At 41.4% G+C, this 24,194-nt stretch carries 25 protein-coding genes; 18 read left to right on the top strand and 7 right to left on the bottom strand.

Annotated features, from left to right (window positions below):
• Positions 1-2 precede the first annotated feature (2 nt).
• A complete protein-coding gene (locus F7734_RS07585; protein ID WP_155744099.1) occupies positions 3-248 on the bottom strand; it encodes a ribbon-helix-helix domain-containing protein in 246 nt (81 codons plus the stop codon).
• A gap of 458 nt (positions 249-706) precedes the next feature.
• On the opposite strand from F7734_RS07585, the gene F7734_RS07580 reads away from it, so the two are divergent.
• The 7 genes from F7734_RS07580 to F7734_RS07545 all read left to right on the top strand — a co-directional run bounded on the left by F7734_RS07580 (position 707) and on the right by F7734_RS07545 (position 3,973).
• A complete protein-coding gene (locus tag F7734_RS07580) occupies positions 707-916 on the top strand; it encodes a hypothetical protein (RefSeq protein ID WP_155744098.1) in 210 nt (69 codons plus the stop codon).
• Positions 917-1,045: 129 nt separating this feature from the next.
• Positions 1,046-1,213, top strand: coding sequence for a ribbon-helix-helix protein, CopG family (locus tag F7734_RS07570; RefSeq protein ID WP_243146742.1), 168 nt, complete (start codon positions 1,046-1,048; stop codon positions 1,211-1,213).
• 478 nt (positions 1,214-1,691) lie between these two features.
• A complete protein-coding gene (locus tag F7734_RS07565; protein ID WP_155744095.1) occupies positions 1,692-2,354 on the top strand; it encodes a Uma2 family endonuclease in 663 nt (220 codons plus the stop codon).
• 269 nt (positions 2,355-2,623) lie between these two features.
• Positions 2,624-2,983 carry a hypothetical protein gene (locus tag F7734_RS07560; RefSeq protein WP_155744094.1) on the top strand — a complete coding sequence of 120 codons (360 nt, stop codon included), beginning with the start codon at positions 2,624-2,626 and terminating at the stop codon, positions 2,981-2,983.
• A gap of 97 nt (positions 2,984-3,080) precedes the next feature.
• Positions 3,081-3,332, top strand: coding sequence for a hypothetical protein (locus F7734_RS07555; RefSeq protein WP_155744093.1), 252 nt, complete (start codon positions 3,081-3,083; stop codon positions 3,330-3,332).
• A 75-nt stretch (positions 3,333-3,407) separates the two neighbouring features.
• Positions 3,408-3,674: a type II toxin-antitoxin system ParD family antitoxin gene (locus F7734_RS07550; protein WP_155744092.1), complete on the top strand. Its 267-nt coding sequence runs from the start codon at positions 3,408-3,410 to the stop codon at positions 3,672-3,674.
• Positions 3,671-3,973, top strand: a complete 303-nt coding sequence (locus tag F7734_RS07545; protein WP_155744091.1) for a type II toxin-antitoxin system RelE/ParE family toxin — start codon at positions 3,671-3,673, stop codon at positions 3,971-3,973. The genes F7734_RS07550 and F7734_RS07545 overlap by 4 nt, the downstream gene beginning before the upstream one ends.
• 42 nt (positions 3,974-4,015) lie before the next feature.
• Here the strand turns inward: F7734_RS07545 and F7734_RS07540 are convergent, their stop codons facing one another.
• Both F7734_RS07540 and F7734_RS07535 read right to left on the bottom strand, forming a co-directional pair.
• Positions 4,016-7,561 carry an AAA-like domain-containing protein gene (locus tag F7734_RS07540; protein WP_155744090.1) on the bottom strand — a complete coding sequence of 1,182 codons (3,546 nt, stop codon included), beginning with the start codon at positions 7,559-7,561 and terminating at the stop codon, positions 4,016-4,018.
• Between the two features lie 64 nt (positions 7,562-7,625).
• A complete protein-coding gene (locus F7734_RS07535; protein WP_155744089.1) occupies positions 7,626-8,891 on the bottom strand; it encodes an AAA-like domain-containing protein in 1,266 nt (421 codons plus the stop codon).
• Positions 8,892-9,058: 167 nt separating this feature from the next.
• Here F7734_RS07535 and F7734_RS07530 point away from each other — a divergent pair, with 167 nt between their 5' ends.
• From F7734_RS07530 to F7734_RS07520, 3 genes are all read left to right on the top strand, one after another.
• Positions 9,059-9,412: a DUF4258 domain-containing protein gene (locus F7734_RS07530; protein WP_155744088.1), complete on the top strand. Its 354-nt coding sequence runs from the start codon at positions 9,059-9,061 to the stop codon at positions 9,410-9,412.
• Between the two features lie 91 nt (positions 9,413-9,503).
• Entirely contained in the window at positions 9,504-9,902 is a 399-nt protein-coding gene (locus F7734_RS07525) for a hypothetical protein (protein WP_155744087.1), read from the top strand.
• A gap of 303 nt (positions 9,903-10,205) precedes the next feature.
• A complete protein-coding gene (locus F7734_RS07520; RefSeq protein ID WP_155744086.1) occupies positions 10,206-11,021 on the top strand; it encodes an FHA domain-containing protein in 816 nt (271 codons plus the stop codon).
• A 138-nt stretch (positions 11,022-11,159) separates the two neighbouring features.
• Here the strand turns inward: F7734_RS07520 and F7734_RS07515 are convergent, their stop codons facing one another.
• Positions 11,160-12,320: a hypothetical protein gene (locus F7734_RS07515; protein ID WP_155744085.1), complete on the bottom strand. Its 1,161-nt coding sequence runs from the start codon at positions 12,318-12,320 to the stop codon at positions 11,160-11,162.
• A gap of 146 nt (positions 12,321-12,466) precedes the next feature.
• On the bottom strand, positions 12,467-12,952 hold the full coding sequence (locus F7734_RS07510) for a hypothetical protein (protein ID WP_155744084.1): 486 nt from the start codon (positions 12,950-12,952) through the stop codon (positions 12,467-12,469).
• 565 nt (positions 12,953-13,517) lie between these two features.
• On the opposite strand from F7734_RS07510, the gene F7734_RS07505 reads away from it, so the two are divergent.
• Positions 13,518-13,832 (top strand): hypothetical protein, encoded by a 315-nt coding sequence (locus F7734_RS07505; RefSeq protein WP_155744083.1) that lies wholly within the window; start codon positions 13,518-13,520, stop codon positions 13,830-13,832.
• Positions 13,833-13,958: 126 nt separating this feature from the next.
• Here F7734_RS07505 and F7734_RS07500 read toward each other — a convergent pair whose 3' ends face one another.
• Positions 13,959-14,345 carry a VOC family protein gene (locus F7734_RS07500; RefSeq protein WP_166481783.1) on the bottom strand — a complete coding sequence of 129 codons (387 nt, stop codon included), beginning with the start codon at positions 14,343-14,345 and terminating at the stop codon, positions 13,959-13,961.
• Positions 14,346-14,538: 193 nt separating this feature from the next.
• On the opposite strand from F7734_RS07500, the gene F7734_RS07495 reads away from it, so the two are divergent.
• Entirely contained in the window at positions 14,539-16,047 is a 1,509-nt protein-coding gene (locus F7734_RS07495; RefSeq protein ID WP_155744081.1) for an NAD(P)/FAD-dependent oxidoreductase, read from the top strand.
• A 129-nt stretch (positions 16,048-16,176) separates the two neighbouring features.
• On the opposite strand, the gene F7734_RS61755 is transcribed toward F7734_RS07495, so the two are convergent.
• The gene (locus F7734_RS61755) at positions 16,177-16,479 is read right to left on the bottom strand and encodes a hypothetical protein (RefSeq protein WP_207714042.1); all 303 of its coding nucleotides are present in this window, start codon (positions 16,477-16,479) and stop codon (positions 16,177-16,179) included.
• Positions 16,480-16,885: 406 nt separating this feature from the next.
• Between F7734_RS61755 and F7734_RS07490 the strand changes: the two genes are divergently transcribed.
• From F7734_RS07490 to F7734_RS07465, 6 genes are all read left to right on the top strand, one after another.
• Positions 16,886-17,521 (top strand): sigma-70 family RNA polymerase sigma factor, encoded by a 636-nt coding sequence (locus F7734_RS07490; protein ID WP_155744149.1) that lies wholly within the window; start codon positions 16,886-16,888, stop codon positions 17,519-17,521.
• 22 nt (positions 17,522-17,543) lie between these two features.
• Positions 17,544-18,524: a DUF1822 family protein gene (locus tag F7734_RS07485; protein ID WP_155744080.1), complete on the top strand. Its 981-nt coding sequence runs from the start codon at positions 17,544-17,546 to the stop codon at positions 18,522-18,524.
• 36 nt (positions 18,525-18,560) lie between these two features.
• Positions 18,561-20,855 carry a CHASE2 domain-containing protein gene (locus F7734_RS07480; protein WP_166481780.1) on the top strand — a complete coding sequence of 765 codons (2,295 nt, stop codon included), beginning with the start codon at positions 18,561-18,563 and terminating at the stop codon, positions 20,853-20,855.
• Positions 20,856-21,229: 374 nt separating this feature from the next.
• Positions 21,230-21,427 carry a hypothetical protein gene (locus F7734_RS07475; RefSeq protein WP_155744079.1) on the top strand — a complete coding sequence of 66 codons (198 nt, stop codon included), beginning with the start codon at positions 21,230-21,232 and terminating at the stop codon, positions 21,425-21,427.
• A 727-nt stretch (positions 21,428-22,154) separates the two neighbouring features.
• Positions 22,155-23,243 carry a hypothetical protein gene (locus F7734_RS07470; RefSeq protein WP_155744078.1) on the top strand — a complete coding sequence of 363 codons (1,089 nt, stop codon included), beginning with the start codon at positions 22,155-22,157 and terminating at the stop codon, positions 23,241-23,243.
• A gap of 288 nt (positions 23,244-23,531) precedes the next feature.
• On the top strand, positions 23,532-23,993 hold the full coding sequence (locus tag F7734_RS07465) for a hypothetical protein (protein WP_155744077.1): 462 nt from the start codon (positions 23,532-23,534) through the stop codon (positions 23,991-23,993).
• Positions 23,994-24,194: the final 201 nt, after the last annotated feature.

Below are 24,194 nucleotides of genomic sequence, written 5' to 3'. Positions count from 1 at the left end.
TTCTATTCATCCCAACTGGCGATCGCTCCATCTTGGGTGTCAGTTGTCCATTCTTCCTCAAATTCAATATCAGCTTGAGTGCGAGATTGGTAAAATCTTCGCAATTTGTCTTCAATTTGTTTAGCATACCAAAGACGCAGTGCTTCTTCAAAAGCAGCAGAGCGGTTATCTGTCAGTTTGTCAACTTCATCTAGTAAGTGCGAGTCAACGGTAATCGAAACTCGCCGCTTTTGCACTGAGTTAGACATGAGTGATTTTAGTTTTAGCTACAGGATTTTAAACGGGTGGAAATTATCTGGAGTTATAATAACATTAATAGTATTACTTATTATCATACCATAAATACTCAACCAACCCCCAAACAGTCCCCTGTCTTTATCGAGAAAATGATGCTTGTGCAAACATTAAACAAGCAGGTATATTACGAACACGAGGGAAACCCATTTAAGGAGCTGCATCGCTGGTACTCTCGCAAACCTTTGTCATTTTTTTTCCAAAAAAATTGCTTTCCTTTTTAGTTGGAGTTTGAAAACTCACTGTAACTACGGGATCGTACTTCCTATGAGTGCTACAATTATCTACTTAGTTATAAGTAAAAATACGTGCTAGTATTGCTATATTAGTTAACGTGTTTCCCGTCCTGCTACTGCAATCTAGCGTAGCCCTTTCTCAGCCAATTCTCTAAACTTTCAAGGAGATGCTTAATATGCGTGACGAATCTAGATCCTTTGAAGCGTTAAAACTTATTAGCGATTGGGCAAAGTGGCTTGTTACGATTGAGACAGGAACTATCGCAATCATCGGCACACTCTTTCAATCAAATCGAGGCACAATTCCAGATTTGGCAAAGGTTTTTGGAACTGTAGCTATCATTTGCTTCTTGATATCGATTACTGCGGCAGGTATCCTACTTTAGTCATCACCTACCGAGAAGGGCGGGTGCGAATCATCTCCGTAAGGCGAGCACGAAAAGAAGAGGTGGCACTGTATGAAGGCAGATGAATTTGACCAACGGTTCGATGCGGGAGAGGACGTGACCGAGTTCTTGGACACGTCCCAAGCGCGGCGTCCCGGTCATGAGCAAAAACGGGTCAATGTCGATTTCCCCGTATGGATGATTGAAGCTCTTGACCATGAAGCACGGCGGCTTGGCGTTACCCGGCAAAGCATCATTAAGGTGTGGATCGCTGAAAGGCTCGAACGTCGGGCATAGGTTTGCCCTTAAACGTATAAAGAGCGATCGCATCATTTCCTTACCCAATCTCGTTAATCCGGCTTTGAACCCCTTCGAGCCTTAGGAAAAGTACTATAGTTACGGCTGTTACACAGTCAGTATGCCCCGACAGTGTTTTAAGTTGCTTCCCCACTTCTAAATCCCAAACTTTTAGAATATTCTTTGAAGTTGAAACAGCTAGCTTACCATCAGACGGGATCGCGCTTTGGAGGTATCATTATTATACCAATGACTCTTTTTTCCTTCCTGTTAGCTAGGGGTTGCTTTTCGGTTGGATATCAATTGTTGACAAGTGGTAAGGTGTTTAATCTCAATCCCCTTGCGATTAAAGAAGTATTTGGGAAACGATCTTGACAGCCAAAGTCTCTTAAGTGCAATTTGAGTTACCGTGAAGTTATAGGCAAATGAGTCTAGATTTATTTGCTGACGGTTCACAGTTGACTTACCAAGCTCGATTATGTTCAAATACAACCCGTTAGACTGTCTACCAACATCTGCAGAATTACCAGATTCTGATGACACTCCTGTGGATAACGAACTCCAAATTTTAATTCCCAATTTGTTACTCGCTATTTTGTCTCTATGTTGGCAAGAGCGCGATGACTGGTTTTTTGGTATAAATATGGGAATTTACTACGATTCGACTTATTCTGCGATTGTTCCTGACGGCTTTCTTAGCTTGGGAGTAGAACGTTTTGTTGGTGAAAATGGCAGACCGAGCTATGTGCTTTGGGAGGAAGATGGAATTGTTCCCATTTTGGCTTTAGAAGTGGTTTCTAAAACATATAACGGAGAATACGAACAGAAAAAAACAGATTATGCCCAATTGGGAATTTTATACTATGCAATTTATGCTCCAACACGCTTACGCCGCAAGCGCAAACGTTTAGAAGTTTATCGTTTAGTCGAGGGGAAATATGTTTTGCAACCAGAGGATATAGTCTGGATGCCTGAAGTGGGATTAGGTATTGGACGCGAACAAGGAACCTATCAGGGACTTACACGGGAATGGTTATACTGGTATGACCAAAATGGTAATCGATACCCTACACCAGAAGAACAACTTCAAGAGCTTTTAACTAAATTACAGCAACGCGGAATCGATCCAAATACCCTGTGATATTCTTTTTTTGTTAGCCACTTTTGTCGGCAAAGTTAATCAAACAAAAGCAGTTAAACTGCATGAAATTGATGAACAAACATTATAGCAATTCCCACTTTAGTGAGGTACAGGATATTGAATTAACCGCAGCCAGTAGCGGATGGACGCGGATAAATTCGTACTTCAGTAGACTAGGAAAGTCAAAACAACCGTACCACGGAAGTACAATCCCCAGAGCTAAGAGCTAAAATTACAGAAATCACCACGAGGTTGTTAGGAGGAACTTAATGCCCAACTGGATTGCAATCGAAGCAGGATTTTTGAAACTAACCTATACTCGAGAATTGGGTGAACTCGCAGCTTGTTTAGCACGTATAAAAGCTTGGTGCCTTATTGAAGATTCCTTTCGAGAAGTTGTCCCAGTAATTTTGGATGAAAGTTTGTTATATGTGTCCTTATTACAACGAGAAAATGACATAGTTGAATTAACACAGCTGAAACAATTACTTGAAGATTGGCGGGAGCGATGGGAGATTATCGCTTCCGCACCCAGTGAGGTTACTGTTGTCGTTACAACCGCAGCAACTTGGAGTGAGCGATTGTTAGATATGTCCGGCTTGCTGGTAGCAGAATCAAGGAGCGCGTAGTATCATCGCGAACTAATCTAAGTAGAAAAGGCAAGTGAGATGCTTACCTTTTATGCTAGATGAACAATAATGAGCGATTATAGAAGGAGCTTAGTCAATGAAAGTTAGAGGAATAAAACGCGGTCAAACCATTGAACTCTTACAAGATATCAATCTTCCTGATGGAACAGAAGTCATGCTTGAAATTCATCAAGCTCACTCGAACGGTGATGAAAAAAGAGTGCGGAAACTCAAAGATTTTTTTGAAACAGATTGGGAAGGTAGGGAAGATTTTATCAAAACAATGGAAGAATTAGAAAAAGAGAAAAGCGCAGAATGGCAAAGATTATATGGTCACTCCTTCCATTAGGATAAGCTATTAAGGAAGCGAGAGCAAAAACGTCATAATATAGGCACAAGAGCGAATTTAGAACAAAGAAAAGTTATGAACATCCAACTCAAGCCAGAAGAAGAGCAATTTATTCAAATACAAATTGCCAGAGGGAAATATAAAAATCCGGAAGCAGTTATTAGTAAAGCACTGAAACTATTAGGAGAGTGGGAAAAAGGCTATCAAAATTGGGTTGAAGAAACTCGTCAAAAAGTAGAAGTGGCTGCTGAACAGTTAGATAGAGGTGAAGGCATTGACGGGGAAGTTGTAGTTGAGCGACTGCGGGAGAAACTGCGTAAAGCTAGAGAGAACCAAGGATGAAACAACATATTATCTCTCCAAAAGCAAATCAAGATTTAGAGGAAATTATTGATTATTTTACGAGTCGTAGTATTGATGCTGGAGAGCATTTTGTTAATGAGTTTAATAAAAAATGCAGAAATCTTGCGAACTTCCCTAACATAGGACGCAGCTATGCTGATATTAAGGATTATTTAAGGGGTGTACCTTTAAATGGTTACATCATTCTTTACCGAGTTAGAGATAGCGGAATTGAAATTTTACGTGTAGTCAGTGCTTACAGAGATTTAGAATCTTTATTTGTAGAGGATGACGATTAAACAAGGATTTTTTATAAACTACAAAGAGTGTATAGAAAATCCTTACTTCTTTTGGCATACGTAAAGTTCTTCTAACGCTTTGGGATGAGTGACAAAGTAATCTTGAAGCAAGTCGCAACCCTCAGCCAGTAAATCATCTAACCCTCTGATACGCTGTAGTTTGACAGTATCGGATTCTTGAGTGGCAACGTACTGCCCATCAGGGCTAAAACCTCTAAAGTTTGAAAATATACCTATCTGTCGCCCTGATAAGTCCCAGATACTAGCTTCATCAGATTCTAAAGTAGCAATCCTCTGTCCATCAAGACTAAATTGTACGTTTGTAATGTTGCCTCGATCGCCTTTTAGTTCAGCAAGTTTCCGTCCTGATAAATCCCAGATGCGGACTGTTCCATCATCTTTTGCTGTGGCTAAGCGTTGCCCATAGGTGCTGAAACTCACGTAGTTAATGTGGTCTTGAGCGACTTTCCATTCAGCTAACTGTTTTCCTGACAATTCCCAGAGTCGAACTTTGCCTTCCTTTGTGACAGTAATAAGGTGTCGCTCATCCGAACTAAAACTTACGTCGTTGACCTTGCCTTCAAGCTCGATCTCTGCCAGTTGGTGTCCTGATAAATCCCAGACTCGTGCTGTGCCATCTTCTCCTTTTGTAGCAATTCGCTGCCCATTCGGACTGAACCTTACACTCAAGACATTACCTTGATGACCTTTAAATTGAGCTAGAAGTTTTCCTGAGAGATTCCAGATCTGTACTACACTTTCACTGTCTGGTGTTTTACTCTCTGCGACAGGTGAGTCTATGCCCTCTACAGTCAAATTGATAGACCCTTTGACTGTTGCTACAGTAGCAAGGTGTAGCCCATCAGAACTTAAGCTTACTTGGTTAATCTTGCCTCGATCGCTCCTAAATTTAGTTAACAGCTGTCCTGAAGAGTTCCAAAGCATAACTGTAGTATCATTTTCTACAGTAGCAATGAGCTGTCCTTTCCAGCTAAAGCCGTTGAACCCAGTTGTAGAGGTTTTAAATAAAACGCTATCAAAGGGTTGCGGCTTATCTTTAATAATTTCAGCTACCCGCTTTCCTGATAAATCCCAGATGCTCACAGCACCCTTAGTACCACCTGTAGCAAGCAGTTTTCCATCCGGGCTAAAAGTTACTGTTCTAAATTCATAAGGTTGACCTTTAATTTCAGCCAATAGCTTTCCTGACAAATCCAAGAGTTGAACCATGTCGCCGTCTGCAGAGACCGTAGCATAGCTCTGCCCATCCGGAGTAAAATTGGGGTCAGAACCACTTAGCTCTACTTTCCCTTGAGCTATTAGGTTTCCAGATAGATCCCAAACTGCAATCGTGTCTCGCCAAGTATCAAATGTAATAAGTCGCTGCCCATTGGAGCTAAAATCAACTCTTGAGGCAGCGCCTAGCCCCAATGTCCATTGAGCTAACTGCTTTCCTGACAAATCCCAAAGTCTAATTGTATTGTCATCTTGTCCTAAGATGGTAAGTAGTTGCCCATTTGGGCTAAAGCTTAGGTTATAGATTCCGTTCGGTTCTACTTTCCATTGAGCCAATTGCTTTCCCTGGAGGTTCCAGACTCGAACGATTTTGTCGTCTTCAATGCCTATGAGGCGCTGCCCATCTGGGCTAAACTTGACCCGATCGATATCATTACTGTACTGCTTCCAATTAATTTTAAACAATTGCTTTCCTGACACATCCCAAACTCGTGCTGTGTTGTCTCCTCCTACTGTAGTTATACGCTGCCCATCTGAGCTAAAATTTACACTATAGACTCCGCCCTGATGACCTTTCAATACAGCCAACTGCTTACCTGACAAATCCCAGATTTTCGCTGTGCCGTCTCTATGTGCGGTCGCTAGGCGCTGCCCATTAGCACTAAAACTTATATCATGGACAATGTTGAACTGGTGCATTTGGTTGATACCAGATAGTGTGTCCTGCAAAACCAATAGAGGAGTGGTTGTTGGATATTCCTGGAGAGAGCGGCTGTCTTTAACCAATGCTTGCAAGCTTTGCCCAGCACGCATAGCTGACAGTAGAGCTTCTGTGTTCTCGCGTTTAGACGACCACGAAAACTGGTCCCTGGCACGAGCTGCTTCCCTTTGTATTCTGCTAACAGCACGATTTTCTTGGAGCACCCTTTCAGAATTGAATGCCGCTAACAGTGCTGTTACTGCAACAAATATAGTTCCTGTTAGTATAATGATCGCAATCTGAATTGTTTGCTTAGCTTTGTCCTGAGCGTCAGTCAAAGTCTGATTAGCTTGAGCTAATATCTGAGCTTCTTCTTCTTTTTCCTTAAAAGCTATTTGTATTTCTCGCTTTTCCAATGCTTCAGAAGCTGAGAAAAAATTATAATCTTGCTCGCTCAAACTTTTACCAAATGCCCAAGCTTTTGCTTCTTGCAATGCCTGTCCTCGCAATAACCGTGATTCATCTTGGCAAGAAGAATTTAACCAAGCTGTTATCATGTCACTATAAGGTCGCAAATCTGCTAGTGCCTCTTGCAGCCAAATATCATTAAAAACAGATTCATAAATACGATTATAAACTTTTAGCTTACCATGCTGTTTAACGATTAATCCCGATAAAAGCAGTTGTGTTTGTTCAGGACTGTTATCAGCTGTAATATGTCCTTGTAGCAAAATTTTTTGATAAATTCCTAGCATTTTTACAGCACGTTGCTCGTTACTCAAAATGCGATCGCGGATTGTCTTCAAATGCTGAGGATTATCCTGAGATTCCCAATTATCAATAATGTACTTACGAACTAGTCCCTCAATATTAGGCTTTCTACTTTCTGCTTTTGTAACAACAAAATAGCATAATTTTTGTGTCAGAAATGGTTGTCCTAGCGTCCACTCAAGTACTTGTGTTAAAACCCATTCGGGATTTTCTACCTTATGTGTTAATCCTTGAATTAAATACGGTTTAGCTTCTTCTAGCGTAAAGCCCTTCAACTCAATTGCTTGTCCAATGTTAAATGGTGTTCGCTGTTTATCAGCAATCAAATCTGATGGTGTTGCTACCCCTAGCAGACAAAAGGTGAGGCGTTTGTATTCGGCATTGTCAACTCGCTGATTATAACAAGCACGGATAAATGCAAAAAAATCATCACTGGGAAAATCTAAGCTGAGAACGCTATCAATTTCATCAATAAAGATCGCTATGTTTTCAGTCTTCTGCACCAAAAGTATCGATTCAATAAATTCTCTAAATCGCTCCAATGGAGAGAGCCATTCGCGTTCTCGCCACCAGCTTACTAAATTGATATTCAACTCAAGCTCCACCTTCAGACTGCGGAGTATACCAGCATACCATTGCTCAGAAGTTACCTGTTGGCTACCACCTATGGAAAGATCAATGGCAGCACATTTAAATCCTTCTTTTTCTAGGCGACGCATCACTTGAACTCGCAAGCTAGATTTTCCCGTCTGTCGGGAGTTCAACACATAAGAAAACTTTCCAGCTTTTAGTGCCTCAAAAAGTTCGCTATCTGCCTGCCTAGTAACATAGGTAGAGGCATCTTCTGGCAAAGTTGCAGAAAAGAAATATTCAGAAATCATATTTGTAAAAGATTTTTCAACGGAATTTAAAGCTGTGCTAAATTACTGATAAAGCAATTTTTTCTTAGCTTTTTGGAAGCCGCTCCAAAAAGTATTGAGTATATAAATTACATTTGGAAGTACAATCATTGCCTTGCAATTGTACTAGCCCCATACTCTGTAATTTAAAGGCTTGAGTGGATTCTAGCCTTACAGGTTTGCTCGTGTTTACTACTGCACTCAAAGCTGTTACTAATTCTGAATTTTGTTTCAGATGCAACAACTGGTCTCGAAGATGGCTACTGAATGGACCTGCTTCTGTAGGTGCTATTTGCAAAAATTCCAAGAGATTAACTTTTTGACGTTTCAGGTAATCAAAAGCTTGGCTTACTAAATAGGGATGTCCTCCTACCATAGCCATCAGTTGTTCAACTTCTTGGGTTCCTACCCAATCCAGTTGATAAAGTTTTGCCAAATTCTGCACTTGCGTAGTTGTGAACTCCGGTAAAGGAAAGATGAAGCCAACGTTAGCAAGAGGGGAGCGATTGATATCCAGTGAGCTATAAACTTCTGTAGAGTGTACCAGTATCAACCGGAGTTGCTTCCAATTAACACCCCTGGAACGACTTCGCTTTGCCAAATCATTCCATCCTCGTAACAAGCAACAAAAATCCTCGGCTATAGCAGGTTCCTCAAAGACCCTATCAAGTTTATCTAATGCAAGTACTACAGGGGTAGTACGTTCTGCCAGTAAATATTCCTCGAAATAAGCTGTGATGTTATCATTACAGCCATAAATATCATCCCAAAAATCTGCTAGCTTATTAGGCAAGTCCAACTCTTTACTAACAAGCGCACAAAACCTCTGTGAGAATGTGCGTATATTGCGAAATACCTCACGATCGCATAGCGCAAAATCTACTGTTACAGTTTCATAGTTCTGCTTGTCTGCGTGCTCCAGAATCCTGTTCAATAATAAAGTTTTGCCCGTTAGTTCGGGTGCTTTAATACGGATGAGCGCTCCTGGTTGCAAAATCGCATTGCAACAGTCAGATTCAATCGGGGGACGCTCTACATAAAAGGCAGAATCCAGATCGTCAGCAATCACATCTGACAATTGCAAACCTAAAACTTCGGTAATTGCCTTTGCAATTTCGCGCCTGACTCTCTCTCCTTTGCAAAATCGCTTAACCGTGCTCTCTGATACGTGAGCTTTTCCAGCAAGGCGCTCATTAGTCAAGCGTTCTAAATAATCTCCGCCTTTATCTCTACACTGAGAATCCCTTGCTTCTCTGAGTTTTTGCAGTCCAGATTGACTTACTTGAACGGTACTTGGTTCTACTTGCATCATTATTTACCTTTATTTCGGTATATGGTATTCAATAGTTTATTCGCACTAAAGTCTAAATGAAAAGGTCAGTTTGGTTCACTTGTATCTAATTTGTCTGACCGAATCTGCTCTGGACTGGTCATTGCAGCTTGGATATTCTCGAATCATCAAGTCATGCAACAAGCAATATGGACACTAAAAAACGGCTCACGCTGATATTCGAGGCTGATGAAAACAAGTATAAAGTTGGTACCTTAGAAGTCGCTAGCCGACATCAATATGATAGTCACTTGCAGCGCCGCCTGCAGCAAAGATCGATTAATGAGGCAATGATTAAAATCACTTTGTTATATGGGAAAAAGCAATTTCGCCACGGTGCTATACTTTTTACTCTCAATGACAAAAGCTTGCATAATACATTTTACTCTCAGTTTACTGATGCCTTACGCGGTCTACGAGTTGTTTGTCTAAATGGAATTCCTAATCCTCAAATTTTAACAGTTTACTGGCATAAAGATACTAAACAAAGACTTCGTTGGTAAATAACTAATTTTGAAGTTTGTTATTGCTCACTCTGTTATTAATAAATTCCAAAAATTCAACATATCAATCATCTCGAATAGTACTCTTGACATGAAAAGAACTTTACTAACCACAGCTTTGTTTTTTTCCTTAATTGGATTATCATTTTCTTACCTTAAGGCTGTTATACCTACACAAGCACAAACATCTACTTCCGCTCCAATCTTTCCCTCAATCTATGCTCAAGACACTAGAGTGAATAGCACTGTTGCAGAACCTCGTCGAATTCGTCTGCCAAAATTTGCTACTCAACGCAGTACTAAAGAGAATCCAAATTGTATCTGTCCTTACGATAGAGCCTATAGTGGCAATATTTGTCAAGGCACTTCTGCTTATGCCAAACCCGGTGGAGATGAACCACACTGCTATCAAGGTGAATCCACAGCAAGACAATTGTGGTGGTTTAGCCCTGAGACTCGGTTTGTCGATCGCGATCGCATGGGGAAATAACTTGAAATCGCTTGTCTAAAGGCTGATTGATGTTGGGAATGCACACTGGTGGGCTGCTTCCTCGCGTGGCTACTGAGTACTGGAGGCGGAGCCTCTTTTAAGGCATTCCCAGGCTCCGCCTGGGAACGAGAGGTGAGCGATAGGTGAGCTGGAGGTTTGTTTATATAATCCTGGCTTTGAGCCTTGGGGCTTTTCCAACAGGAAGTGCTTGTTGAAAAATTTAAGTTGTTTTCCGGGAGATTACTATTCTCTTTTTATCTTTCTACAGAGGAACTTGGAAAAGGTTTTTTACTTACAGAACTTATGCAAACTGCATCGCATTTACCAGAACTGCTTCACGTTCAAACAGATACTGCTTTTCCACTCCCGCCAAATCTTTCTGTGGTTCACATCGGTAAGCCTGGTGGTCAGACTGTACCGAATATTGATGTTTCAGGTTTACCAGATGCTGATGTTGTATCGAGAGTTCATGTTCAAATTTGGGTACAGGGCAGCGATTACCAACTGGTAGATATGGGGAGTTCTAATGGTACATACCTCAATAATGTCAGGTTACAGCCACAAAACTTCTACCCTCTTAACTTGGGAGATAGGATCAGTCTGGGGCAAGGAAATAAAGTTACCTTTATCTTTCAGTACAAGCAAACTACTGTTCCAACTCCTAACAACTCAGTAGGAAATTCCAGTAACGCTGGAGTTCCACCTCATCCTTTACCAGCTACTGTTATTAATACAAATAAAGACGCAGAAATTCAAGTAACTATTATCACTCAGCTTATAGGTTTTGTTCTGATGCTGGTTGGGCTTGGCTTTTTAAGTTCAAGTCTTGTTATTGGTTCTGCTGGTTTTATATACAACACTCCACTGATTGGACTTAGTATTTTTGGAGTCTTAACCTTAACTTACGGAGGTTCAAACCGGAGGCTGGGATGGGTATTGATAGCAATAGGAGTCGCGATCGCGATCGCTAGTGGAGGTATCTTTATTGTGCCGATGACTCTTTTTTCCTTTCTGTTAGCTACGGGTTCCTTTTCGGTGGGATATCAATTGTTTACAAGTGGTAAGGTGTTTAATCTCAATCCACTTGCGATTAAAGAAGTTTTCGGGAAACGCTCTTGACAACCACAGTCTGTTACCTGCAATTGTAAGTTACCGTGAAGTTATGGGCCTGGAGTTTAGATTTATTTGTTGAAGGTTCACAGTTGGCTTAACAAGCTCGATTATGTTCACATACGACCCGCTAGACTGTCTACCTATCTAATTTCCAATGGGTGGTGCTAACGGTTGGCGGGGTGTACCACCTCCACCAATGTTATTAGGTTTGTTGTTGTCCACAACTTTTAAGGCACTAATCATCTTTGTAAGGTCAGCTTGGAGGTTTTTATCGTCATTGAAGTGACGCCCCATGACTTTTTCATATTCTTCCTCAGCTGCCCTTTCCAAGCAGATGTAGTTGAAGTCCCAGCCTGAATCGTCAACGACGTAAGCACCGTAGTCTTGCATTGCCTGGAAAATCTTTTTGCCTGCTTTGGTGGTTAGTCCCAAGCTTTTTGCTGAGACCTTAGGTGGAACAGCTAGCAAAGAACCCATGACTAGCGCTGGGTTAGAACCTTTGTATCGCTCGGGTGCGTAGTTATCAGCAGCACGGGCTGGCCAGCGATAACCGGGAGTCGGTGATGAGCGATTGTAGTGCAACCACTTGCTCCAAATCACTAGCTTGAGTGCGTGACGAATAGGATTTTTGCCTAGCAACTCGCCTTTACGAATGCTACCACCAATGCTGGACATTGCCGAGCCACCATGCCCGCCACCAAGACCATCTCCATAAATGTCTTGCTCTCCAAACCAGTAGCCGTAAAGAGGACCACCCTTTTTGCATCGAGTCGTCACGTTAAACGACACTAAAGTTTTGCCATCTGGTTTCAAAAATGCTGAGGAGTTGTTTGGAGTGAAACCCGGTCTTGCATCTGGAATGATTAAATCGTGAGGAACCCTCAATTTCTCTCCCGCTTTGGGATGCCACTGCGCCTGCTCCTGAGGTACAGTGCCGGTGCAGCGATTCTTGTCCCAACCACCTACCATATAGACATTTTGCAATGGGTCAGTCTTTTTCGTCACTACAAACCAATCGGTGTCAACTCCAGCGCCTTTTGAACCGATATAAGCATCGACGTATTTTGCGTTTGAGCCAATGGGTACATTCCAAATACTGTTACAAGCAAATGGCCAGGTGCCCTTGTCTCGCGGTCTACCAGGACTGCACTTGTTGTTTGGGGTCACGCGGGTTGCTTGGGCAATAAAATTCTTGTTCCCTTGACTCACGCTTAAACTGAATGGACTTTGAGTACTAAAGCCAATTGTAGCAGTACTACTGAGAGCGTAGCTAATAGCCGTAACGGTAGGATTGAAAATAATCATTTGCCTCTGATAAGCTGACGTTAAATCATTGAGCTAACTGACGTTGAGAGCTTTCTGTAGTTTCCCATGCTGCGATCGCATAATATAGATTTACAAGCTATCAGATCGAATAAATGCCCGACTTCTTTAAAGAAGTATTCAAATCTTTAAACGCCAATGAGTCCTAGATATAAGCCGTTATCAGTTCCTCGTACACCAATGTAAAGTGCAGCAGTTGGTTCAACCGACTGGGATTCAAAACCTGCTAATGCAGGAGCAGAAGGACTAACAAAAGTAGCATTTACTTCTCTTAAAGTTCCATCACTCAATCCATTGGAGTAATACAAGCGGCGATCGTTCCCTCGTACTGCTAGGTAAAGATTTCCCTGAAGTACTGCTAACGCAGGTCTGGAAGTCGTAATAAAATTGGAATTAAATCTTGTAAATTCAGTCCAATTCACTCCATTGCTTGAGCAAGCTACATACAGATGGTTATCTGTACCTCGCACAACCATTTGTAACTGTCCATCGAAAGCAGCTAAAGCAGGAGCGTTTGGGCTTGAATCTTGATTGATACGTGTAAATTCACTCCAATTTGATATATTAGCTGAAGTAGCAATATACAAGCCATCATCAATACCATGCACAGCCATATAAAGCTGTCCGCTAAAAGATACTAAGGCTGGTTCAGACAGTGTTTAACCTTGATTAATACGACGAAAAGAGTTTTCAGTTACAACTTGCATTATTTTGTCCTTCTTGAGGATTTACTGTTTACTCTTCTCTTTATAAGCTTGTAATGACTAACGGTCGATACAGAAAAGTTAAGGACTTTAAAAAGTCAAGATAGACTTAACTTTGATTTTTTTGTCGTTAATGTATAATTTCAAAACTTAACTTTAACTGATGGCTTTTCCATCCAGAGTGAGACATTGGGACATTTGTAGCCCACTCCTACCATCTCCTGACAATTTCAACCCATTGAGCAGTACATAAAGTAGGGACTTCGACATTTAGAGTTCATTTGAGTTTACAGCCATCGTACAATCCCCATTAATGAGAACTGTATCTAAACTGAGTAGAGAAATACTTAACAGGTATGTTGAGAGTGGGTATATAATATAAACAGAGAGACAAGATATAGGATGAGTAAATAGCTTAAAAAAGTCAATTATGTAAGAAGAATTGGAGAAAGCTCCTACAGGAGAGTGATATGTTATGAAGATCTCAGCATTATTATTAGCTTGGGTTTTAATTTTCACCCCTGCAACCACCCTAGCACAACAACAAGAGTCACAAATTTATAGATTAAATATCTCAAGCGAACAAAAGCCAGAACCCGAAGTTCGATTAAAGCTACGCCTTAACCAACAAGTGCGCCTGTTGAATGCAGACATTGAGTACAGGCTTGGAGAAGCAAGAGAAATTAAACAGTTTAGCGAACCGTATATAATCGAATTCCAGAGGAGAAACAATCGGATACAACAACGCCCAGAAGCAGGTATAGAAAATATACTACCTGCCGTTAGGTAATTACTGCTAAGTGCGATCGCTATTGCTTTTTCTTCACCACGGGAGTCAGATGTTCCGGAATTCCTTCTAGTTGAATTGATTGTTGCGTATGTGGGTAACGATTGCTATAAAAAGCTACCTTGGTGGCTAGCTTTCAAACTTCCCATGAAAAAGCACTATACGCCACCCATCAGGATCTTCAATGGTTACACTTTTACCTTTCCAATATGGGTTTTCTGGCTCTACTTCGGGATATCCCAAATCGGCAAGACGGTTTTTGATTTGGGTGATTTTTTCTTTTTCAGGTATATATAGTACCAGTAAATTATCTTTTGTTGGAGCAAGACAAGGACTTCCACTTTGGTGAGTTGTAAATTCCAGGTGATATTGAGCTTCAGGCAATCCAAACATGACTCCGTCGTATCCATCATGCTCTGTAAAGGAGTACAGCTTTTTCAATCCCAAGCCATTTTCATAAAACTCAATCACATCTGCTAGTTTGTCCGTTGGTCCCCAACCTACGTGTTTTCGTATTTTTAGGCAAAACCCGACAAGTATTGAGTATCCATGCGCCAGCCGTCAGAAAAAGTCAGAAATCGTCAGTATCCGTAATAAATAGTATTTATTTTATACAAAATGATTCAATGTTTACGTAATCGTGCTTGGTAAATTGATGTCTAAATCAGAGACAAACAACAAAAACAACTGACCAAAAGGGGATAAACAAATGGACGTTAACATGATTCTTGAACAATGCCAACTTATCAACGACCAATCTGAGAAGAAGCACATTACAATCTTAGGGGCAGGAATTGCAGGTTTGGTAGCAGCATACGAACTCGAACGTTTGGGACATACTGTTGAAATATTAGAAGGTAGTCCCCGCATCGGTGGACGGGTGTGGACGCATCGCTTTGGTAACGAACCCGATGCACCGTATGCCGAACTTGGTGCAATGCGTATTCCTAGCAACCACTCTCTGACACTGCATTACGTGCAAGAAATGGGACTCAACGACAAATTGTGCAAGTTTATGACCGTGTTTGAAGAAAGCAACGCCAAAATGAATATTGATGGGGAAGTCATCCGCATGAAAGATGCACCCCGCGTGCTGCAACAAACAGAAGGTGGGCTGTTGACTGACACTCGTTACAGCGAAAAAACTCGCTTGTTTGCCGCTTGGCTCAAAACTATTATTAATACCATCGCACCAGGTAATCTGCGTGCTGATTTTGAACGCGATTTGCAATCTCACTTAATGGATGAATTAGAGCGTTTAGATTTAGAACCTTACTTCAGTGAAGACGGTGAAACTATCGATCTGCACTCCTTCCTAACTCAAAATCCTAGCTTCCGTGCCAAGTGCTCCCAAGGGTTAGACATTTTCCTCGGCGACATTATGATTGAAACCAGCCACGACTTGTTACAACTTCAAGGTGGAATGGATCAACTTATCCAACGCTTGGCAGCGTCAATTAAAACAGATATTAAGTGCAATGCTGAAGTGGTAGCACTCCGTGTGGAAAAAGACTACACCCAAATTACCTGGAAACAAAACGGTCAATTGCACACCAAGAACTGCGATTATGTCTTATGCACCATTCCCTTCTCTATACTCCGGAAAATGGAATTGAGTGGTTTTGACGAGCAAAAGTTGGACTCCATCCACAACACTGTTTATTGTCCCGGTACTAAGGTAGCATTTCACACTCGTGAAGCTTTCTGGCAACAAGAAGGCATTAAAGGTGGTGCTTCTTTCAGTGGAGAAGGTGTACGTCAAACATACTATCCCTCTGTCAAGTTTAATCCCGAATGTGGAAGCGTCATATTAGCCAGCTACACCATTGGTGACGATGCCGATCGCATGGGCAAAATGTGCGAACTTAAACGTTTTGACTATGTCCAAAATACTGTCAGCAAGATTCACCCTGAACTGAACACACCTGGAATAATTGTGGACAAAGCATCCATTGCTTGGGGTAACTACAAGTGGAGTGCTGGTGGATGCACAATTCATTGGGATGACAGCGAATCCAATTACTTAGCAGCACAAAGACCGCAAAACAACCTGTTCTTTGCTGGCGAACATTGTTCCAGATTCCCTGCTTGGCTGCAAGGTTCTATTGAGTCAGCCTTGGAAGCAGTGTGCGATATCGTCAAAAAAAAGCAAGTTACACGGTCTACTACTGTAACTCACACTATTTCTCCTACAAATCGTAAGTTAACAATAGTCTAAACAATGCCCAATGCCCAATGCCCTTGATAGAGGTAAGCATTAGAAAAATTTAACAGTTTGTCCGTTATAAATCCTTTGGTTTTTACCTGCCACCTGCGGGTTTTTTGATGAAATTGAAAACTGCTGTAATTAATATTTTTTGGCAATGTGAAAGGAGGAAATATATGAAAGCTGAAGATTGCCTCCAAAATCATATTCTATCCGATGTCTCAATCCCGTAAATAAAGCATCTTTACTCTGTGAATCTAACTTTATGTACGGAGAATAAGTGTTCAAAAGCATTAAATCTTCATTGACATTGTAGGTCAATGAAGATAAAAATTGTCCAGATATTAAGTCTTTGAATTGCCCCGAATCAATGACTATTTGTCCCAATCTGCTCAATATCTGTTTTTGAGTTTCTCTGTCTATATTTGACCCAATCAATACCATAAAATTTAAGGCTTGTCAAGAAAAACTAGTGGTTCATCGCATAAATTCTGATGGGTCGATCCCCGACTCTCCTTCCCAGGCGGAGCCACCGGATCGAGGTGACTGCCCATCAAAATTAATGTGGTGGACCACTAGCTAGAGTGCTGCCAATATAGAAGTCAGAAAAAAATTTAGGAAATTTGAATAAAACCTCAAAACTCGCTCCATGAGTTAACAGGACAGTTAGTCCATTAACGCACACACGAGGGAGGTATAAGTAGGCATCAAATTGAAACTGATTACAATAACTATCTTTGCCGCAAGCAAGAAAGTTAAAAGAGTCCCAGAGGATGGGGATAGAGGGGTATAGAGTTGGTATTGTAGTTGTGCTAATTTAAAGCCAATCTTGTCAGCCAGCCAGGGTGTTATGGATAACGGTAATCAAAAAATTGTTCGGCTAGTTCAACAAACCTGTCAGCATCCCCAGGGTAGCCTTGAGCGCCAAGAGGGTTTGACGGAAATTGTTAAACTTGTGCAAAGAAAACTGTGGAAAGAGAACTCGCCCTTCTATCAGGATGCTTTGCAACGAACTTGGCTTTACTTCTGCCGCAATCTCTGCGAAGCAACAACTGGAGAAAAATTCGATTCGGAACGCAGTACTGTTGTGACTTGGCTGAATGCTTACCTCAAGCTAGAACTACGAAAGTTTTACACCCAAGGTCAGAAAACAGCACAGCGATTTGTGTCGGTGCAAATTTCCGACAAGGGTGAAGAAATTGACCCTTTGGAAACTGTAGCCGCACCAGTTGATGTTCCTTCCATGTTGGAAGTGACACGGGAGTGGGCAGAAACAGATTTAACAGGTGAGTTGAGGAGTATTCATATCAAAGGTCACCCAGAAATCACTTGTCAAGCTATTATTCTACGGCGTTTACCTCCAGAGACGAGTTGGAAAGAAATAGCAGCAGAATTCAAGGTTCCGTTACCCACCTTAAGTACCTTTTATCAAAGGCAGTGCCTCCCACGCCTCCTTAAATTTGGGGAAGAACAAGGATATTTGTAAAGTAAAAGGAAAGTGAATAACTATGGCTGGAATAACACATGAAATATACGATCGCACTATTGTGTTACCCATTACTGAAGAAGCACGCAATACCGCTCGTCAATTGGCAGCACGTCAACCAACTCCGGAAAAGGCGGAACAAGTGTTGTTGAATACTTTGGCGGTGTCAGTCGTTGACAACTACTTACAAATGATGGATATTCCTACAGATATTGCAGCAAGTTACAGCCGCAATGCGTTTGTTTGCTTGTGCAGTGATGTTGCCGATCTAATTGTTACAGGATTGGGCCGTTTGGAATGCCGTCCGGTGACACCGCACGAGCAAACCTGTCATGTTCCTGTCGATGTCTGGGGCGATCGCATTGGTTATACTGCGGTACAGATGGATGAAACTCTGGAAGAGGCTGCAATTTTAGGTTTTATCCCAACGGTGGAAGCAGAAGAAATCCCGTTGCATCAATTTCAACCACTCAGAAATTTACTGAGATCTTTAAATCAACTGCGTGAAAAAGTATCTCCATCTGTTAGTGCTACTGCACAACTCACAAATCTCAACCAATGGTTGCGGAACGCTTTTGAAACTGGTTGGCAAACTCTGGATTCTTTGGTAAGTACACAGCAAACCAATTTAGCTTTTGGCTTCCGACAATTCCGACAAAATACCAGTTCGCGTGGTGGCAAAACAATCGAGCTACAGACCCCACAAGGAAATTATTCCATTATCCTTGCAGTCTCGCTGGCATCAAGTACTGAATTTACATCTGTATCAGAAGAACAAGAAATTGATATCCACGTGCAAGTTATCCCGGCTGCGGCACAAACAGCCCTTCCACCCGGTTTGCAACTCATGATACTTGATGAGTCTGGAGCTATTTTTGAGGAAACTCAAGCTTTATCTGACGACGATTTTCTTCAGTTGCAAATTGGTGGTCATCCCGGTGAGAAATTTAGCATTCGAGTCGCACTTGGTGATATCAGTACTACAGAAAACTTTATTATCTAATTAAGAAGAAAACCTGTAAGGAGCGACGCCAAGACAGTGAGAAAGTTAGTTGTTTTTGAGTTGGGAGAAGGAGACTTTGAAAGTGGGTTTCCCATTAGGTTGCAAATAGGTGAGGAGGGAAAAAATCCTTCAGTGGAAATCCGGGGTAAGTTACCACCTAACCCCGATATCATCAAACACTATGAGATTTGGAACTCTGCTTATTGCAATTTGGAAATGTTATATCGGTTGTCATCTAAAAATAAGGGAAAAGCAACCCGTGGTTCTTTTCTTAAAGATTGCAACCACGCAGCTAATATCTTGCGGAATAGTCTCAATATTTGGTTGAACTCAGATGCACTCCGATTAATCAGAGAGAAATTTATCCAAAAAGTTTCATCCGAGGATGAAATGCGGGTTCTGATTCAAACAATGGACGTGCGATTACAGCGTTTTCCTTGGCACTTGTGGAATTTATTTGAATCTTACCCCAAGGCTGAAGTTGCTGTTATTTCTCCATTTTATGAGTGTGTTGGAAAAAGACCTACTAAGTCTAGGGTAAGAATTTTAGCTATTTTAGGAAACAGTACAGGTATTAACACTCAAGCAGATGCAGCTTTGTTGAAACAGCAACTTCCTGATGCGGAAATTTTATTTTTATCCGAGCCACAGCGTCAAGAGTTAACAGAAAAATTGTGGGATGATAAAGGGTGGGATATTCTCTTTTTTGCCGGACATAGTTCCAGTCAACTAGATGGCGAAAGCGGGTGGATTCATATTAATCAAACAGATACTTTAACAATTGCCGAGTTAAAACAATCTTTAAAAAAAGCTGTTGAAAATGGGTTAAAATTAGCAATTTTTAATTCTTGTGACGGTTTGGGTTTGGCAAGGTCTTTGGTGGATTTATGTATTCCGCAAATGATTGTGATGCGTCAACCTGTACCGGATAAAGTAGCACAGACATTTTTAAAATACTTTTTAGAAGCGTTTTATCGCGGGGAGTCTTTATATTCTGCTGTTAAAGAAGCACGAGGAAAATTAGAGGGATTGGAAGATGAATTTCCTTGTGCAACTTGGTTACCAGTGATTTATCAAAATTCTCCAGAAGCACCACCAACTTGGAAAGATTGGCAGGAAAAGTCTAAAGACTGGATTTCAGAACGGCGTCACAGATTAAAATTATATGCTGTCGCTCTCACAAGTTTAGCAGTGACGGCTTGTGTTGTTGGTGTGCGATCGCTGGGAATGTTTCAACCCACAGAATTAAAAGCTTTTGACCAAATGTTGCAATGGCGACCAGAGGAGGGGTTAGACGAACGTTTATTAATTGTCAAAGCCACTGAAGAGGATTTTCAGCAACTCAATCAAGATCCACTGCATGACGAAACCTTAGCAAAAATTCTCAAAAAAATAGAAGCTCATAAACCCATTGCTATTGGCATCGACCTTTATCGGGATTTACCACAGGGTAAGGGACAAGAACAATTACTCAAAATTTTTAAAGAAAGCGCGAGCCTAATTGCCATCTGTAAAAGACCAGATGAAAACGATCGAGGGTTTGGACCGCCTCCCGCCAACTTACCTCAAGAAAGCTTGGGCTTCAATGACGTACCAAATGAATTCATCCTGCGCCGTCAATTATTATCAATGGATTTAAAAGCCCAAAATACTTGTCCAACACCTTATAGCTTGTCTTTTCAACTTGCAACTCGGTACTTAGAAGCGAAAAAATATTCTATCAAACTGACCAAGCAAAACCAATGGCAAATTGGCTCTGTTGTTTTCAAGCGTTTATTACCTCATAGTGGGGGCTATCAAAAGTTTCATGCTGGTGGATATCAGATATTACTGAATTATCGACTCCCCATAGAACTTGCTGAGTCAATGACTATTACAGATATTTTAAAAGGTCGTGTTCATCCTGAAATCATTAAAAATCGGATTGTCTTAATTGGTGCAGATACAGAGGGTAGAGACCGTCATTTTACTCCTTTTACTGGTGGTAAGGGATTTTCTCAAGATATACCTGGAGTACTCATTCACGCACAGATGGTCAGTCAAATTCTGAGTGCAGTGGAAGATGGCCGTCCCCTGTTATCGGTTTGGTCGCTATGGGGTGATGCACTGTGGATTTTGGCTTGGGCTTTGGTAGGTGGTTTGTTAGCTTGGCGCTGTCAGTTGCTATTACACTTGATAATTGGTAACAGTGTTGCACTCATTATATTAGGTGGTGTGTGCTTCAACTTTCTACTTATAGGAGCTGTTTGGATTCCGTTTGTTCCTTCATCTGTGGCTTTGGTTGTTACCAGCACAAGTTTAATGACCGCCGCATTTAGAGCAAAACAATAGTTACCCAACAAACGCCTCAAGAAGTTGGGTTTCGTTCCTCAACCCAACCTACACAAAATCTGACTGTTTAAAAGAAATGTAAAGATTGAACTGCCATTACGAAAACTTACGATTTACCGTGTATTTACTTAATAGAACTTCAATTTAACACTCTTACACTCCTTAGGTTTGAGACTTTGGGAAAGAGGGAAAGTTCAATGCAAGATGAGGTACATCCGAAAAATAAAAAAAATTTTTCTGGATTTGAATAAAACCTTGAATCCAAGAGCACAAATATTTAGAGAGTTGCAGTTGTGCTGCTTAAAGAAGAAACTTAAGCGGGAACAACTTTTACTCAAAAATCAATTTTTTTCAGTCACTGTTAGGAGTATACCATGTTTTCTCAAAGATTAGCAGCAACTCTAAAACTAGAACAATCACAACCACCCAAGCAAAAAAAGTTATCTCTCATCGCGAAAATTCACAGAAGTACACTGTGGTGGTTTGATATCAGCACCACTAGCAACAGATCTATGCCAAAGCCACCCCGTACAGGCGGTACGGATACAAAAGGCGCAGGCGATCGCAGATAATGTTATGTCCGGTTGAATAATTATTATTTAAACCTCACGCAAAGGCGCAATCGTCGCAAAGCAAAGATGCAAGTTTTGTAATCACTAATTAACAACCCTGTAGACTTGAAACTTAGTTTGCGCTTTTAAGATAGCAATCTATCAAAGATTTTAGAAACCGCATATAGCAATTCTATTTGAGATCTAAACAAGGGAGACAAGGAAGATAAGGAGGACAAGGAAGACAAGGAAGAGGTGCTTGTAAATCATTTAAGACTGCCATATAAACGCAAATATATGTAATATCAAGTGATAAAAATTACTAGAAGTTAAACAGCTAGCCCAACCCGGTTTTTCTGAAAAACCGGGTTTTTCATATAGTAGAGATATAAAACTGCTTAATCATTCGTGACACTTTTATAGCGGCTGGCATCTAGATAAAGAACAAGTTCATCTGCGTGTATCCGCGTGAAGGGTGCGGTTCCGGAAATCTTGCTGTAAACCCATCTGAAAACTTGATAACATTCACTCAAAACCATTCTCTAAAAAATTTTCCTGAAGTTGAATAAAACCTGTCGGATAGGCGCAGAAATATATAGAGAGTCGCGGGTGCGCTAATAACAAAGATTTCAATTCAGAGTTATATGTCCAATCTACTTGTGTGATAAACACCGACTCTCACTCACTATTTCTTTGATTTTTATTGCTGAATTTTGCCAACTTATTACTAAAATATTAGGAGTCAGTTATGTTTGCTAAAAAAATTGCTACCATCGGATTATTAAGTGTATCAGCAACTGCGATCTTATTTGCAAATGCGGCGAATGCTCAAGTGGTGAATCAACAGATTAAGGGTGTGGCTAATGGCCCGGAGACATTTGTGGATGCAGCGAACTACACGGAAAATCCTACAGGAATTTTAAATCAAGCCATTGATTGTGAAGCCAGAAATGATGTTCCACAGATTGACCCACGTTGCGATGCTCGCAACACGGCAATTTATGATTCACACCGCACCTCTTCACCAACAGACGAGCCCGAACCCAAGCGCGAAACCGATTCATCAACTACCAATATTCCCAGTATCAGCCAACAGGTAGAAAACGGTGGCACAAACACAACTGTGATTACTCCCACCACAGCCAACTCTGATTCAAACAGCAGTAGTGAATCCAACAGTAGCTCTGATGCCAAAGCCACAATCCGCGACAGTGGTAACAGCCACAATACCAATGAGAACAATGCTCAAGGTGGTTCGGCCACAGTCGGTCATGTCAATAACAGTTCTAGCTCTTCGGTTGGTGACCAAAAGAACCAACAATCTGTAACTACTGGTGCTACAACTGTCGCCCCCAATGTTTCCCCCAGCACACGTGTCAAGGTGGAAGGTGCGCGACACAACCACATTCAGTTTGGTTCGCAAGCACCCGGAACTGGCGGTGAAGCTTTCTCATTCCAATACAGTTCGGCTTGTGGCGCATCGGTGAACTACCGCCAAGGTTTTGCTCTCAAGCCAAAGCGCATTGGTGGTGGTGGTTTGGGTTTTGCGTTGGATGTTTCTAGCACTGGCATGGATACTATCGAAAGTCGGGATGCTGTTCAAAATAAGATGGAAAGCGCATTTCTTGTAGCGATGAGCGTTGTCAACAACCAACAAACTTTCGAGCAACGCCTCAACTCCGGTGCAGTCTCTCGTCAAGAAGCTTACACCAGAGCGATCGCTAACTGTGCTTCTTTCGTCCCAAATAGCGATCCGCCCACAGTTTACGAGCAACCGACAACACCTACAACTGACGTTGATAAACCCCGCACTTGCACTGCTGTTGGCTGCAACTAAATGAGATACAAGCATATGCAGGCGATAGGGCAGTATCGCCGGTCAGCCTCTGGCTGATTGTAGATCAGCCCCATTGAAGGTGTAAAGAGGGACTGAGGCGATATCGAGTCCCGTGAATCAGCAAAAAACAGCGATCTCATGACAAATGTAATGCCCGCATAATGACATTTCTAAGATGCACGCACACAGTTGGTACTGATATCTTCAAAACAACAACGGACGAACTACAAACAGAAGACTGAACAACAAAGTCAATTTTCATTTGAATTTAAAAGGAGAAATAAGAAGATGCTGTTATTTTTCACCATGCCACTAGACGAAACATCTCAGTTAAATAGAGGAAGACTATTTTTGATTGATGAAGCGCAAGGAATTGTCGGCAGATGGGTGGCGACAAGCAGCACCGCAGATAAGCAAGGCGTCAAAGATTGGAATGTACGTGGCGGAGCATTACCGCCTACTTATGAGTTGTCTCAACCATTAGCTTTTTATTCTGTGGCAGTCAACCCTGTAGACTTGAAACACGTCAAGGGAGTAGAAGGCAACGGGTATCCGATTACACCTTTTGAGGTGAAAACAAAGGATGGCGGGACTCGCAGCGATTTGCTGATTCACCGCGATGCCAATGTGCCAGGAAGTATGGGTTGTATCGTCCTCTCAGATGGTGAGTTCGCTGATTTTGAAAAAGTTTTCGCAGAAAAATGCCAACAGCACAAAGAAGTTAAACTTCTGGTTGGTTACACCTACTAAACCACAGAAAATTCTATCCATTCCCCTCAGCCATATATCAGTAGCTCACAGCCATGGCATTTCGAGTTTCCAAAAATTTTTCCGCGCTTTGAATAAAACCTTGAATCCAAGAGCAGAAATATTTAGAGAGTTGCAGTTGTGCTGGACAAACAAGAAACTCAAGGGACAACAACTCTCACTTCATTAATCAATTTTTTCGGT

The organism is Scytonema sp. UIC 10036, assembly GCF_009725235.1.
The sequence above is the reverse complement of the archived record's forward strand: the minus strand, read 5'-3'. Positions and strand labels throughout refer to the sequence as shown.